The 14717-nt window shown below is 65.2% G+C and carries 9 protein-coding genes; 6 read left to right on the top strand and 3 right to left on the bottom strand.

The annotated features are described in order from the left end of the window. Positions 1–158: 158 nt before the first annotated feature. Genes smc through galU form a run of 4 tightly spaced genes read left to right on the top strand, consistent with a single transcriptional unit; the run spans position 159 to position 7786 of the window. The gene (gene smc, locus B4920_RS04995) at positions 159–3683 is read left to right on the top strand and encodes a chromosome segregation protein SMC (protein ID WP_079433520.1); all 3525 of its coding nucleotides are present in this window, start codon (positions 159–161) and stop codon (positions 3681–3683) included. Between the two features lie 21 nt (positions 3684–3704). Next, positions 3705–4796: a cell division protein ZipA C-terminal FtsZ-binding domain-containing protein gene (locus B4920_RS04990; protein ID WP_079433519.1), complete on the top strand. Its 1092-nt coding sequence runs from the start codon at positions 3705–3707 to the stop codon at positions 4794–4796. A gap of 11 nt (positions 4797–4807) precedes the next feature. Beyond that, positions 4808–6904: an NAD-dependent DNA ligase LigA gene (gene ligA, locus B4920_RS04985; protein WP_079433518.1), complete on the top strand. Its 2097-nt coding sequence runs from the start codon at positions 4808–4810 to the stop codon at positions 6902–6904. Between the two features lie 6 nt (positions 6905–6910). After that, the gene (gene galU / locus B4920_RS04980; RefSeq protein WP_079433517.1) at positions 6911–7786 is read left to right on the top strand and encodes a UTP--glucose-1-phosphate uridylyltransferase GalU; all 876 of its coding nucleotides are present in this window, start codon (positions 6911–6913) and stop codon (positions 7784–7786) included. Between the two features lie 102 nt (positions 7787–7888). Here the strand turns inward: galU and typA are convergent, their stop codons facing one another. Continuing rightward, a complete protein-coding gene (typA, locus tag B4920_RS04975) occupies positions 7889–9703 on the bottom strand; it encodes a translational GTPase TypA (protein ID WP_079433516.1) in 1815 nt (604 codons plus the stop codon). A gap of 131 nt (positions 9704–9834) precedes the next feature. Here typA and B4920_RS04970 point away from each other — a divergent pair, with 131 nt between their 5' ends. Continuing rightward, a complete protein-coding gene (locus B4920_RS04970) occupies positions 9835–10572 on the top strand; it encodes an S-methyl-5'-thioinosine phosphorylase (protein ID WP_079433515.1) in 738 nt (245 codons plus the stop codon). Then, complete coding sequence (locus tag B4920_RS04965) at positions 10569–11102, top strand: peptide deformylase (protein WP_079433514.1); 534 nt, start codon at positions 10569–10571, stop codon at positions 11100–11102. Before B4920_RS04970 ends, B4920_RS04965 begins: the two co-directional genes overlap by 4 nt. Before the next feature lie 19 nt (positions 11103–11121). Here B4920_RS04965 and B4920_RS04960 read toward each other — a convergent pair whose 3' ends face one another. Both B4920_RS04960 and map read right to left on the bottom strand, forming a co-directional pair. Further along, positions 11122–13716, bottom strand: coding sequence for a [protein-PII] uridylyltransferase (locus B4920_RS04960; protein ID WP_079433513.1), 2595 nt, complete (start codon positions 13714–13716; stop codon positions 11122–11124). Between the two features lie 14 nt (positions 13717–13730). After that, complete coding sequence (gene map / locus B4920_RS04955; RefSeq protein ID WP_079433512.1) at positions 13731–14543, bottom strand: type I methionyl aminopeptidase; 813 nt, start codon at positions 14541–14543, stop codon at positions 13731–13733. Positions 14544–14717: the final 174 nt, after the last annotated feature.

Below are 14717 nucleotides of genomic sequence, written 5' to 3'. Positions count from 1 at the left end.
GCGCGGGGCCCGGCTTGGCCGCTGTCGCTGCGGCTCGGGGCAGGGCGGTCAGCCCTGTGGCCTCGTTTTGGGCCGGTGGTATTATAGCGGCGGCCGCCAATGCGGCACTGCAGCATCAACGGCGCTCCCGCCTCCTGTCCCTTGTTTTCTGGAATCCCGTGCGCCTCGCCAAACTCAAGCTTGCCGGTTTCAAGACCTTCGTCGACCCGACGACCGTGCTCACCCCGGGCAACCTGGTGGGCGTCGTCGGGCCGAACGGGTGCGGCAAGTCGAACATCATCGACGCGGTTCGCTGGGTGCTCGGCGAGTCGCGGGCCTCGGCGCTGCGCGGCGGGTCGATGCAAGACGTCATCTTCAATGGCTCGACGACCCGCAAGCCGGTGTCGCGGGCCAGCGTGGAGCTGGTCTTCGACAACGCAGAGGGGCGCGCCGCCGGCCAGTGGAAGCCCTATGCCGAAGTGGCGGTGAAGCGGGTCCTTGACCGCAGCGGTGAATCGACCTATTTCATCAATGGCGTGCAGGTCCGCCGCAAGGACGTGATCGACCTGTTCCTGGGCACCGGCCTGGGGCCGCGGGCCTACGCGATCATCGAGCAGGGGATGATCTCGCGCATCATCGAGGCCCGCCCGGAAGAGGTGCGGGGCTTTCTCGAAGAGGCCGCCGGCGTCACCAAGTACCGGGAGCGCCGCAAGGAGACCGAAGGTCGCCTGGCCGATGCCCGTGACAACCTGGCCCGCCTGGACGACATCCGCAACGAGCTCGGCCAGCAGCTCGGCCGGCTGGAGGCCCAGGCCGCGGTGGCCGAGAAATACCACCGGTTGAATACCAGCCTGTCGGAGCGCCAGAACCTGTTGTGGCTACTCAAGCGCAACGAGGCGCGCGCCGAACGGACGCGCCTGACCGAGGAGCTGGCCGACGCCACCCGCCGCATCGAAGCCGATTCGACCCGCCTGCAGGAACTGGAAGCCCAGCTCGAAGCCGCACGAGACAGTCAGATGTCCGCCAATGAGGGCGTGCAGCTGGCCCAGAGCGCGCTGTTCACCGTGAGCTCCGAACTGACCCGCCTTGAAGGCGAGCTGGCGCGGCTGCGCGACAGCCGGCGCCTGCTGGAAAGCCGCCTGGCCCAGCTGGAGCGGGACGACGCCCAGTGGCGCAGCCAGCAGGAGAACCTGGGCGCCGACGCCGAGCGCTGGCAGAGCCTGCTCGAGAACGCCAGCCTGCGCGCCGAACAGGCCGAGGCGCGGCATGCGGAAGTCGAGGAGCGTTTGCCGGAGGCCGAGGAGGCCCAGCGCACCGCCGATGCCACGGCATCCGCGGTGCGGCGCGAACTCAACCAGGCCGAGCAGCAGATCCGTGTCGAAGAAGCGCACCGGGTCAGCAGCGAACGGACCCTTGAAACCCTGACCCAGCGCCGGGCGCGCCTGCAGCAGGAGCAGGCCTCCGTGCAGGCGCCGGACCTGCGTGCAGTGGCCGAAAGAGAGGCGGCACTGGAGGAGGCCGAGGACACCCTGGCCCGTCACCAGGGTGAGATCGCCGATCTGCAGGCCAGCCTGCCGGCCACCCAGCAGGCCCTCAAGCAGGCATTGGAGGCGGAGCGTCAGGCCCAGCGCCGGGCGACCGAGTTGCGGGCGCGGCGTGAAGCCCTGGTCCAGTTGCAGAACAAGGTGCAGGCCCAGGGGCAACTGGGTGACTGGCTGAAGCGCCATGGTCTGGAGGCGCTCAAGCCCTTGTGGCAGCGCATCCGTGTCGAAGCCGGCTGGGAGCTGGCGCTGGAGGCGGTATTGCGCGAGCGCCTGGCTGCCCTGCCGGCGTCCGACGGCCGAGCTGCGCTGGCGGCGTTGGCCGACCGCGTGCCGGGCGCCGTCGCCTTTCTGCTCGCTGATTCCGCACCGGAGCCGGCCACGTCACGGGAGGTGCTGGACGGGACCCGCCCGCTCCTGTCCCTCGTGCAGGCGGACGACGAGTTGTTGCCCCTGCTCGCCAGCTGGCTCGCCCAGGTCTTCGTGGTAGGCGATCTCGGGCCGTGGCTGGGCCGGCGCGCGGAGCTGCAAGGCCTGCGGCTGCTGACGCAGGAAGGGCATCAGCTGGATGCCTGCATCCTCAGCCACTACGTGCCGGATTCCCGCACCCATGGTGTGATCGAACGCCAGAGGGAAATCGACCAGCTGGCGGCGGAAGTCGATGCGGCTCAGGAGGAGGCGTCCCTGGCCCACGCCGGCGTGGGGGAGGCGGAGGAGCAGGCGACCCGCCTGCAGGACTCCCTGACCCAGCTACGGCGCGAGGCGCAGGCGCTGCAGGCTCGCGTCCATGCCGAGCAGGTGGAGGTGCTCAAGCTCAACCAGGCGCGCCTGCGCTATGAGGAACGCTGCGGCCAGATCGACCGCGATCTCGGTGAGATCGCCCACAGCGAGCAGGCCGAGCAGGACCGCCTGATGCGCGCCGAGACCGAGCTGGAGCGCAGTCGGGAAATGGCCGAGCTGCAGCGGGGCCGTCTGGATGCGGCGGAAGCCGTACGGCAAGAGCGGGAAAGAGCCTTGCGCGAAACCCGCGCGCTGGAGCAGGCGCTGTCGCGTGAACTGCAGGAAGCGCGCCATTCCGAGCGCGAATGTGCCAGCAAGCTCGAGGACATTGCCCGCAACCGGGCGCTGGCCGCCGAGCAGCTCGAACGCATCGCCGACGAACTGGCCGAGCGGCGCGAGACGCTGATGGAGATCGACGAGGTCTCGGTAGCTACGGCCCTGCAGGAAGCCGTGGCCCTACGTTCGGCGCGGGAATTCGCGCTGGCGGAAAGTCGCAACATCCTCGAGGACGCCAACGGACGCCTGCGTGCGCTGGAGGAGGAACGCCAGCGCACGGAGCATGGCGCGGCGCCTCAGCGGGAACGGGTTGCAGACCTGCGCTTGCGCGTGCAGGCAGCGGAAATCGCCGAAGCCCAGCACGCAGCGCGGCTGGAAGAAGCTCAGGCTGACGAGGCCGCATTGCTGCCGCTGCTGATGCCCGATTTGAAGGAAGGTACGTTGCAGCGGGAGGTGGCCCGCCTCGGCCGGGAAATCACTGAGTTGGGCCCGGTCAACCTGGCGGCACTGGACGAGTTGAAGGCGGCGGCAGAACGTAAAAATTATCTGGATGTGCAGACCGAGGACTTGCTCGGTGCCATCGAAACCCTGGAGGATGCAATCCGCCGTATCGACCGGGAAACACGGGAGCAACTCCAGGAGACGTACAATACGGTGAATCGCCATTTCGGCAGCCTGTTCCCGATGCTCTTTGGTGGGGGCGAGGCCCGTCTGGTGCTGACCGGCGACGAGATCCTCGATGCGGGGATCACGATCGTCGCCCAGCCGCCGGGCAAGAAGAACAGTTCCATCCAGCTGCTTTCGGGCGGCGAAAAGGCCTTGACGGCGATTGCGCTGGTGTTTTCCATGTTCCAGCTCAATCCGGCGCCGTTCTGTATGTTGGATGAGGTCGACGCGCCACTCGACGATTCGAACACCGAGCGTTACTGCCAGATGGTCAAGCGCATGTCGTCGCAGACCCAGTTCGTCTTCATCAGCCACAGCAAGATCACGATGGAAATCGCGCAGCAGCTGGTGGGTGTCACGATGCAGGAGCAAGGTGTGTCTCGGGTGGTGGAAGTGGATATCGAGGAAGCGCTGCGCCTGGCCGAAACGGCTGCGGCGTAATCCGGAATACAAGGGAAATCGATGGCAATCAGTGAATTGCAGATAGGTCTGGTCGGTGCCGGTGGCGCCGTGGTGGTCGGCATCTTCGCGTTCAACAAGTGGCAGGAACGCAAGCACCGCAAGCAGATCGAGCAGGCCAACCCCACCGTACAGGAGCCTGTGCTCAGCGAGTTGCCGACGGGAACCGGGGCCGAGCGCGTCGAGCCGGTCATCAGTGCCGAGCAGGTGCGCACGGCGCCGAGCGCCCAGTCCGTCAAGGACGCCAGCGCGCGGCGGGTGCCGCCCTTGTTGCCGCCAGAGGTGGATGAGCGGGCCGACTGGGTGATCCGCATCGAGTCCATCGAACCGCTGGTGGCGGCGCGCCTGTGGCAGGTGGCAACGCAGCAGTGCGGCGATATTGCCAAGCCGGTACGCTGGTTCGGTTTTTCCGATTCCGGTAACCGCTGGGAGCAGGTGAGCGCCCATAGCGCCGGCACCTATCACTGGGTTTGCGCGGCGCTGCAACTGGTAGACCGGCGCGGGCCGGCGAGCGAGGGCGACCTGGTGCATCTTTCCGACAGCCTGCAGCGCATGTGCGACATCTTCATGGCCATCCCGTCCCTACCGGCCCGCACCGAAGCGCTGACGCGGGCGGCTGAGCTGGATCGCTTCTGCGCCGGCGTGGACATCCAGATCGGTGTCAATGTGGTGGCCCGTTCCCAGGCTTTTGCCGGAACCAAGCTGCGTGGCCTGGCGGAAGCCGCCGGTCTCGAACTGCTCGGCGACGGCTGTTTCCATGCCCGTGACGAGCTGGGCAACAGCCAGTTCGTGCTGAGCAACCTGGAGCCGGTGCTGTTTGCGGCTGAGGAAATGCGCAGCCTGAGCACCCAGGGCGTGACACTGATGCTCGACGTGCCGCGGGTGGCTGACGGAGTTCGGGTTTTCGAACGCATGATGAGCTTTGCCCAGCAATTGGCCGAGGCCCTCAATGGTGCGGTCGTCGATGACAACCGCTCGCCCTTCGGCGAGAAGGCGATGGGCCTGATCCGGGCCCAGATCGAACAGTTCCAGGGGCAGATGGCCGAGTGCGATATCGCCCCGGGCTCACCGCTGGCCCAGCGCCTGTTTTCCTGAGCGAGGTCCGGATGACTGTCAGTCAGGAAACCCGTGCCCGGGCGGCGGCGCTGCGCGCCGAGCTGGAACGCCATGAACATGCTTATTACGTGCTCGATGCGCCCACCGTGCCGGACGCCGAGTACGACCGCCTGTTCCGCGAGCTGCAGGACCTCGAAGCAGCGCACCCGGAGCTGCTGACGCCGGACTCGCCGACCCAGCGCGTCGGCGGCCAGCCGTCGTCCGAGCTGGCACCGGTGGCCCATGTGGTGCCGATGCTGTCGATCCGTACCGAGACGGACACCACCGACCAGGGGGCGCTCAATTTCGATCAACGCGTGCGCCGGGCGCTGGGCTTGGACGAGCAGGCTGCGCCTGTCGCCTATGCGGCGGAGCTCAAATTCGACGGCTTGGCGATCAGCCTGCGCTACGAAAATGGCGTGCTGGTCCAGGCCGCGACGCGCGGCGATGGCAGCACCGGCGAGGACGTGACGCGCAACGTACGCACTGTCCGCCAGATTCCGCTGCGCCTCAAGGGCGATGCACCTCCGGTGCTGGAGGTGCGCGGCGAGATCTACATGCGGCGCGACGAATTCGAGCGTTTCAATGCCCGCCAGGAAGCTGCGGAGCAAAAGATCTTCGTTAATCCACGCAATGCCGCGGCGGGTAGCCTGCGCCAGCTCGACCCGAGCATTACAGCGCAGCGGCCGCTGTCCTTCTTCGCCTATGGCCTCGGCGACGTGCAGGGCTGGGCGCAGCCTGACACCCACAGCGGCGTGCTCGATGCGCTGGCGGCCTTCGGCCTGCCGGTCTGCGAGCATAGGGCTCGCGTCGAGGGGCCGGAGGCGCTGGCCCGTTTCCACACCGAGATGGCGGCACAGCGCGAGCGTCTGCCCTTCGACATCGACGGCGTGGTTTACAAGGTGGACAGCATCGCCCGCCAGCTGGAGCTGGGCTTCGTGTCCCGCGAGCCGCGCTGGGCGGTGGCCCACAAGTACCCGGCCCAGGAAGTGGCGACACGCCTCATCGGCATCGACGTGCAGGTGGGGCGGACCGGAGCCCTGACGCCGGTGGCGCGACTGGAACCGGTGTTTGTCGGCGGGGTGACGGTCACCAACGCCACGCTGCACAACCAGGGTGAGATCGACCGCAAGGATGTGCGCCTCGGCGACTGGGTCATCGTGCGCCGCGCCGGCGACGTGATCCCGGAAGTCGTCGGCCCGATCGTCGAACGGCGCGAAGGTGAGCTGGAGCGCTTTGACCTGCTCAAGTCCTACCCGACGTGCCCGGAATGTGGCTCCCACGTGGTGCGCGGCGAGGACGAGGCGGTGGCGCGGTGCACCGGTGGCCTGTTCTGCCCGGCCCAGTGCAAGCAGGCGCTGCTGCACTTCGCGGGCCGGCGGGCGGTGGATATCGACGGGCTCGGCGAGCAGATCGTCAATCAGCTGGTCGAGGCCGGCATCGTCAAGACGCCGGCGGATCTCTACGACGCCAGCCGGGTGAATGCCGAGGTGCTGGCCGGGCTGGAGCGGATGGGCGAGAAGTCGGCCGCCAACCTGATGCAGGCCATAGATGCCAGCCGGGAGACCACGCTGGCGCGCTTCATCTTCGCGCTGGGCATCCGCAATGTCGGTGAAACCACCGCCAAGGACCTGGCCCGCCATTTCGGCGGAATCGAGGCCCTGCTGGCCGCCGACGAGGCCGCGCTGCTGGTGGTGCCGGACGTGGGGCCGGTGGTGGCGCGCTGCATCGCCGAGTTCTTTGCCGAAGCGCACAACCGGGATGTCATCGCCGCGCTGCGCCGGGAGATGCGCTGGCCGGAGACAGAGCCAGCGCCGAGTCGTCCGACCGAAGGTGGTCTGGCCGGCAAGACCTTCGTGCTGACCGGCACGCTGCCGAGTTTGCGGCGCGATGAAGCCGCCGCGATGATCGAGGCCGCGGGCGGTAAGGTCAGCGGTTCCGTCTCCAAGAAGACCAGTTACGTGGTGGCCGGGGCCGATGCGGGCAGCAAGCTCGAAAAGGCGCAACAACTCGGTGTCATAATCCTGGACGAGGACGCGCTGCGTGCCTTGCTCGCATCGGTCGAACCGGAACAGCCGGGCGACCAGGGCCAATTATTCAGGGAATAAGGGACGATGAAGAAAGTGACGAAGGCGGTGTTTCCTGTCGCGGGTCTGGGGAGCCGCTTCCTGCCTGCGACCAAAGCCAGTCCGAAGGAAATGATGCCGATCGTGGACAAGCCACTGATCCAGTATGCGGTTGAAGAGGCCGTGGCGGCCGGGGTGACCGATCTGGTGTTCATCACTGGCCGCTCCAAGCGGGCCATCGAGGATCATTTCGACAAGGCCTACGAGCTCGAGACCGAGCTGGAGATGCGCGGCAAGACCGAGTTGCTGAAGATCGTCCGGGACACCGTGCCGTCCCACGTCAATTGCATCTACATCCGCCAGGCTGAAGCGCTGGGTCTGGGGCACGCGGTGCTGTGTGCTGCGCCGGTGGTTGGCGAGGAGCCGTTTGCGGTGCTGCTCGCCGACGATCTGCTCGATGCCCGGGGCCAGACGCCGGTGCTCAAGCAGATGACCGATGTCTACAACTACCATCGCTGCTCCGTGCTGGGGGTGATGAACGTGGCGCCGGAGCAGACCCGCCAGTACGGTATCGTCAGTACCGAGCGGGATAGCGGCGAGCTCCAGCGCGTCACCGGCATCGTCGAAAAGCCGAAGCCCGAAGAAGCGCCGTCCACGCAAGCGGTGATCGGCCGCTACATCCTCACCGGCCGGATTTTCGACCATCTGCGCCAGCTCAAGCCGGGCGCCGGCGGCGAACTGCAGCTGACGGACGCGATTGCGTCCCTGCTGCAGGAGGAGGCGGTGCTCGCTTATCAGTTCAAGGGTGTCCGTTACGATTGCGGCTCCAAGCTGGGCTACCTGCAGGCCACCGTGGAGCTGGGTCTGCGTCACCCGGAAGTGGGAGCGGAGTTTGCGGCTTTCCTGGCATCGCGGGACGCCTGAGCCCGTAGAGCAGCACGGACGTCAGCAATGAAAAAGCGCGGCTCGATGAGCCGCGCTTTTTCATTGCGTTGCCGGCACGGGGGCCGGCAACGTGGGGCGTGCTTACGCGTCGTCGCGAGCAGCGCGCTTACGATCGTGTTCCTTCAGGAAGCGCTTGCGCAGGCGGATGGACTTCGGCGTGATTTCCACGATTTCGTCATCGGCGATGAATTCGATGGCGGATTCGAGGGTCAGCTGGATCGGGTTGATCAGACGGACGGCTTCGTCGGTGCCGGAAGCACGCACGTTGGTCAACTGCTTGCCCTTGATCGGGTTTACCACCAGGTCGTTGTCGCGGGTGTGGATACCGATGATCATGCCTTCGTACAGGGCATCGCCCGGGCTCACGAACATGCGGCCGCGATCCTGCAGGTTCCACAGGGCGTAGGCTACGGCTTCACCGTCGTTCTGGGAGATCAGCACGCCGTTGCGGCGCTCGGCCATGGCACCGGCCATCGGGCTATAGTCGTCAAACACATGGCTGGCAAGGCCGGTTCCGCGGGTCATGGTCAGGAATTCACCCTGGAAGCCGATAAGGCCACGGGCAGGAATGCGGTACTCGAGGCGCACGCGACCCTTGCCATCCGGTGCCATATCCTGCAGCTCGCCGCGACGACGGCCGAGTTCTTCCATCACACCGCCCTGGTGGTCTTCTTCCACGTCGACGGTGAGCATTTCGTACGGCTCGCACTTGACGCCGTCGATATCCTTGAACACCACGCGGGGGCGACCCACGGCCAGCTCGTAGCCTTCGCGGCGCATGTTCTCCAGGAGGATGGTCAGGTGCAGCTCACCCCGGCCGGCCACTTCGAAGGTGTCGGAGTCGCTGGTGAAGTTCACGCGCAGGGCGACGTTCTTGAGCAGTTCCTTCTCGAGGCGCTCACGGATCTGGCGGCTGGTGACGAACTTGCCTTCACGGCCGGCCAGCGGGGAGCTATTGACCATGAAGTTCATGGTCAGGGTGGGTTCATCCACGGCAATCGGGGTCATGCCTTCCAGACAGTCCGGATCGCACAGGGTGACGCCGATGTTGACCTGCTGGATGCCGGCCACCAGCACGATGTCGCCGGCCTCGGCAACTTCGGCGGGGGAGCGCTCCAGGCCCTTGAAGGTCAGGATCTGGGAAACCTTGCCCTTGCCGCGGTTCTCGTCGCCGTACATCACGACGACTTCCTGGTTGGGCTTGATGCGGCCACGCTTGATGCGGCCGATGCCGATCTGGCCCATGTAGGTGGAGTAGTCGAGGGAGCAGACCTGCATCTGCAGCGGGCCATCAGCGTCCACTTCGGGGGCCGGAACGTGCTTGAGGATGGCTTCGAACAGCGGGCGCATGTCCGTGCGCTCGTCCTCGAGGTTTTCCATCGCGAAGCCGTTGAGGCCGGAGGCGTAGATGATCGGGAAGTCGAGCTGTTCGTCGGTGGCGCCGAGCTTGTCGAACAGGTCGAAGGTGTGGTTGATGACCCAGTCGGGGCGGGCGCCCGGACGGTCGATCTTGTTGATCACGACGATCGGCTTGAGACCCAGGGCCAGGGCCTTGCGGGTCACGAAGCGGGTCTGCGGCATCGGGCCTTCGACGGAGTCTACGAGCAGCAGCACGCTGTCGACCATCGACAGCACACGTTCCACTTCACCGCCGAAGTCGGCGTGTCCCGGGGTGTCGACGATGTTGATGTGGGTGTCGCCGTACTGGATCGCACAGTTCTTCGACAGGATGGTGATGCCCCGTTCCTTTTCGATGTCCCCCGAGTCCATGATCCGCTCACTGACCTGCTGGTTGTCGCGGAAGGTGCCGGATTGGCGCAGGAGCTGGTCGACGAGAGTTGTCTTGCCGTGGTCGACGTGGGCGATGATGGCGATGTTGCGAATGGCGCGGGACATGTGGAGGGATACCGGAAGTGCTTGAATAAACCGGTATTTTAGCATGTCTTGCGCGACGCAGCATCGGAAGGCGACGGGCGGGGGCGTGCTAAGATGCCGGGCCAAGACGGATTTTCGAGGAGTGGCCGGAGATGCTGGCGATTATTGGCGGTAGTGGATTGACCCAATTGGCAAGCCTGGACCTGATTCGCAGGGAGGTGGTGCGGACGCCTTACGGCGAACCTTCCGGGGCGCTTACCTTCGGGCGTCTGTGCGGTCGTCCGGTGGTGTTCCTGGCGCGTCACGGTTACGGCCACACCATTCCTCCCCATCGGGTGAACTACCAGGCCAACCTGTGGGCGCTTCATCAGGCCAAGGCCGACGCGATCATTTCGGTGGCTTCCGTGGGAGGTATCCGGGCCGACCTGTGTCCGGGCACGCTGATTGTTCCCGATCAGATCATCGATTACACCTGGGGTCGCAAGAGCACGTTCCACGACAGCTCGGACGAGCCGGTCGTACATATCGATTTCACCGAGCCGTACGATGCCGCACTGCGCCGGCGGATTCTTGCCGCAGCGGCCGCTGCGTCGGAAACCATTGTGGATGGCGCCGTCTATGCGGCAACCCAGGGGCCGCGTCTCGAAACGGCCGCGGAGATCAACCGTCTGGAGCGCGACGGTGCCGACGTGGTGGGCATGACCGGCATGCCCGAAGCGGCGCTGGCCCGTGAGCTCGGCATTCCCTACGCGGCGATCAATGTGGTGGCCAATTTCGCGGCCGGCCGTGCCAGCAGCGCCAATGGCATCTGCTTTGACAGCATCGACGTGGTGCTGCGTGAAGCCATGCGGCGGGTAAGGCAGGTTCTCGACCATATCTGCGAAGCATGATTCGCGACGTTCTCCGCATGGGCGATCCGCGCCTGCTGAGGGTGTCGAGGCCGGTCGAGGCTTTCGGTACGCCTGAGCTTGCAGCCTTGATTGCCGATCTGCGTGACACCATGCGTCACATGAGCGGGGCGGGCATTGCCGCGCCTCAGATCGGTGTTGACTTGCGGGTGGTGATCTTCGGTGGTGGCCTCAGTCCACGTTATCCGGACGCATCGGCCGTGCCGGACACGGTGCTGATCAACCCAGTGCTCACTCCCGTCGGCGAAGACGAGGAGGGCGGCTGGGAGGGCTGTCTGTCCGTCCCGGGCCTTCGGGGCTGGGTGTCGCGCTGGACGCAGTTGCGTTATACCGGGTTCGACGAGCGTGGTGAGCTCATTGACCGGCTGGCGAGCGGATTTCACGCCCGTGTGGTGCAGCATGAGTGCGATCACCTGGACGGCATCCTGTATCCGATGCGGGTGCGCGATTTTTCCCGCTTCGGATTTACCGATGTACTGTTTCCGGATGGTTCGGTGGCGGCCGACGACTGAGCGCCGGCCGCGTACCAGGTCAGACGGCCAGTTTTTCCAGCAGGTCCGATTCGATCTTCAGCACTTGGGCGTCCTGGGTCAGGCCCGGGCCGCTGATCAGGAAGGTATCCTCCACCCGCTCGCCCAGCGTGGCGATCTTTGCAGTGTGCAGGTTGATGCTGTAGTGGGCCAGCGTTTCGGCGACGCCGAACAGCAGTCCGGGGCGATCGGCGGCGGTGACTGACATGATGAAGTGCTGGCCGCGCTCGTCCGGGCGGATGCTTACTTCCGGCGTAATCGGGAAGTGCTTGACTTCCCGCGACAGGCGGCCGTTGGCAGGCTGATCCACCGGCGCATTGGTGTGCAGGCGTTCGGTGAGATCGTGTTCCAGCAGGTTGATCAGGTCGCGGTAGTGCACTTCTTCCTGGCCCGGGTCGAGCAGCACGAAGCTGTCCAGTGCATAGCCATGGCGGGTGGTGTGGATCTTGGCATCGGCAATCGTGAAGCCGAGGCGCGCGAAGAAGCCGCACAGGCGCACGAACAGGTCGCGCTGGTCCTGCATGTAAACCATGACCTGCAGGCCTTCGCCTACATGGCTGAGGCGAGCCTTGACGACCGGTTCGCCGGCTTCCACGCGGTAGTACAGCATGCGTGCGTGCCAGGCGATTTCTTCCGGGTCGTGGCGCAGGAAGTACACCGTGTCGAGCTGGTCCCACAGCGCATCCTCGGTGCCCGGGCGCAGGCCGTAGTAGCGCAGCAGGTTGCGGGCGTCGTCCTGGCGAATCGGCGTTCCCAGGGCCTGTTGTGGCGTGGCGCCACGGAGCAGGCGCTGGGTGGTGAAGAACAGGTCCTCGAGCAGCTTGCCCTTCCAGCCGTTCCAGACCTTGGGGCTGGTGCCACGGATGTCGGCGTGGGTCAGGATGTAGAGTGCGGTCAGGTTGCGCTCATTCCTGACTAGCGCGGCGAAGCGGCGGATGACGTCCAGATCGGACAGATCCTGTTTCTGCGCGACATTGGACATCGACAGGTGGTGTTCGACCAGCCACTCCACCAGATCGGTGTCCGCAGCTTCCAGGCCGTGGGATTCGCAGAAGTCCCGGGCGTCCTTCATGCCAAGCTTGGAGTGGTCGCCACCGCGGCCTTTGGCGATGTCGTGGAACAGCGCGGCGATGTAGATCAGCCAGGGCTTCTCGAAGCTGGTGCACAGGCGTGTCAGCAGCGGATACTCGTGGGCATGTTCCGCCACCACGAAACGGCGTACGTTGCGCAGGACCTGCAGGATGTGCTGGTCTACGGTGTAGACGTGGAAGAGATCGTGCTGCATCTGGCCGACGATGCGCCGCCAGGCAGGCAGATAAAAGCTCAGGATGCCGTACTGGTTCATGCGCCGCAGTTCGTGCACGACGCCGCGCTTTTGCTGAAGCAGGCGCAGGAACAGCGCCTTGTTGGCCGGGTTCTGACGGAACTCGGCATTGATCAGTTTGCGCCCGCGCCACAGGGCGCGCAGCGTACGGGCGGTCATGCCCTTCAGCTCCGAGCGCTGTTCGAGCAGCAGGAAGCACTCCAGAAGGGCGCTTGGATGCCGATCGAAGACGCCCTCGTCACGCACGTCGAGGAGTTCGCGCACGCACTGGAAGCGCTCGTTGATGTTGATGGCGGCGGGGAAGCGGTTGGGGAAGAACTCGACGCCGAAATTCAGCAGCAGGATGGTATTGAGCTGGGTGACCTTCTTGGCCGTTCGGTAGTACTCCTGCATGAACACTTCAGAGGCCCGGCGCACGTCATTGGATTCGTAGCCGAACTGGCGGGCGAGCTTGTCCTGGTGGTCGAACAGCAAGCGGTCTTCGCGGCGGCTTGTTATGTGGTGCAGGCGGATCCGCGTGTGCTGCAGGAAACGCTCGACTTCGCGCAGCTCGGTGGCTTCCTCGTCGGTAATCAGGCCGTGCCGGGCCAGATCGCGCCAGTGGGTTCCGAAGCCGGCCGCACGGCTGACCCAGCCGATCAGCTGCAGGTCGCGTAGTCCCCCCGGGCTTTCCTTGCAGTTCGGCTCCAGGGAGTAGGGCGTTTCGTTGTGGCGCGTGTAGCGCTGCTCCTGTTCCAGGCGTTTGGCCTTGAAGAACTGGCCGGGGTTGAGTCGTTCCCTCAGCTGCTGCTCGAACTGTTCGTAAAGCGGTCGGTTGCCGCACAGGAAGCGGGCTTCCAGCAGATTGGTCATGACCGTCACGTCGAGTGCGGCCTCTTCGAGGCACTCCTCCTCGGTCCGTACGCTATGGCCGATATCCAGGCCGACGTCCCACAAGAGGCCGATCATCTGGGTCAGGCGATCCTGCAAGTCCTCGTCGGGCTGGTCTTTGAGCAGGAACAGCAGATCCACGTCCGAACAGGGGAAAAGTTCTTCCCGCCCATAGCCGCCGACGGCGACCAGGGTCGCCGAAGCGGGCAGTCCGAAGTCCTTCCACAGGTCCAGCAGTACGCCATCGACCAGATGTGAGCGGCCCTTGAGGATCGGGTCCGTCAGCGGCCGGGCCTCGTAAGCCGCGCGCAGTGCTTCGCCCCCGGTCTTGAGGCGGCTCTTGTAGCGGGCTATGAATTCTCTGGCGGCTTCGGGGGGGATGATGGAGGCGGTCTCGGGCATGTTCTGGCTGGCGCTCAGGGCTGGAGGTTGGCGACGATGTCCGGGCGCGGCGGCGAGCCGGCCGAAAGGGTCAGGACTTCAACGCCCGTCTCGGTGACAAGCACCATGTGCTCCCACTGTGCAGACAGGCTGCGATCGCGGGTGACAATGGTCCATCCATCGGGGAGTTCGGAGATTGCCGCCTTGCCGGCGTTGATCATCGGCTCGATGGTGAAGATCATGCCGGGCTTCAGTTCCAACCCTGTGCCCGGCTTGCCGTAGTGCAAGACCTGCGGGTCTTCGTGGAAGTTGGCGCCGATGCCGTGTCCGCAGAACTCACGAACGATGGAGAAGCCGTTTTTCTCCGCGTGCACCTGGATGGCATGACCAATATCCCCGAGATGGGCACCGGGCTTCACCTGGGCGATGCCGAGCCACAGGCATTCGTATGTAATATTGCACAGCCGCTTGGCCAGGATGCCCGCATCGCCGACGATGAACATGCGGCTGGTGTCGCCGTGGTAGCCGTCCTTGATGACGGTGATGTCCAGATTGACGATGTCCCCCTTCTTGAGGGCCTTGTCGCTTGGAATCCCATGGCAGACCTGATGGTTGATCGACGTGCAGATGGACTTGGGGTAGGGCTTGTAGCCGGGCGGGCAATAGTTGAGCGGTGCAGGAATGCAACCTTGGACATCTACCATGTAGTCATGGCACCGCTTGTCGAGTTCCGCGGTGGTGATGCCAGGCTTGACGAAGGGCGTGATGAAGTCGAGGACTTCCGAGCCCAGGCGGCCCGCGATGCGCATCTTTTCGATTTCTTCGGGCGTTTTTATGGAGACGCTCATGGAGGCATGCTTTGTTGGGTTTTGAGCCTATTAGGCTAGCTCAAGCAGACCCTGCGGGCAACGCGTGGGCCCGCATGGGCGGCTCGAGAGGGGCGGTCTTGAGAGGGGTCTGCAAATGCTGATATACTCGGAGGCTTGTCTGGCTGGATGCCGGGCAAAATTCACACGCCTGAC

This window comes from Zoogloea sp. LCSB751 (genome assembly GCF_002028455.1).
Taxonomy (GTDB): domain Bacteria; phylum Pseudomonadota; class Gammaproteobacteria; order Burkholderiales; family Rhodocyclaceae; genus Zoogloea.
This window is presented reverse-complemented; position numbering and strand designations above follow the sequence as displayed.

Excerpts from the sequence above, each read along its gene's own strand:
- B4920_RS04990 (WP_079433519.1), top strand. The coding sequence starts at position 3,705 with ATGGCAATCAGTGAATTGCAGATAGGTCTGGTCGGTGCCGGTGGCGCC.
- ligA (WP_079433518.1), top strand. The coding sequence starts at position 4,808 with ATGACTGTCAGTCAGGAAACCCGTGCCCGGGCGGCGGCGCTGCGCGCC.
- galU (WP_079433517.1), top strand. The coding sequence starts at position 6,911 with ATGAAGAAAGTGACGAAGGCGGTGTTTCCTGTCGCGGGTCTGGGGAGC.
- typA (WP_079433516.1), bottom strand. The coding sequence starts at position 9,703 with ATGTCCCGCGCCATTCGCAACATCGCCATCATCGCCCACGTCGACCAC.
- B4920_RS04970 (WP_079433515.1), top strand. The coding sequence starts at position 9,835 with ATGCTGGCGATTATTGGCGGTAGTGGATTGACCCAATTGGCAAGCCTG.
- B4920_RS04965 (WP_079433514.1), top strand. The coding sequence starts at position 10,569 with ATGATTCGCGACGTTCTCCGCATGGGCGATCCGCGCCTGCTGAGGGTG.
- B4920_RS04960 (WP_079433513.1), bottom strand. The coding sequence starts at position 13,716 with ATGCCCGAGACCGCCTCCATCATCCCCCCCGAAGCCGCCAGAGAATTC.
- map (WP_079433512.1), bottom strand. The coding sequence starts at position 14,543 with ATGAGCGTCTCCATAAAAACGCCCGAAGAAATCGAAAAGATGCGCATC.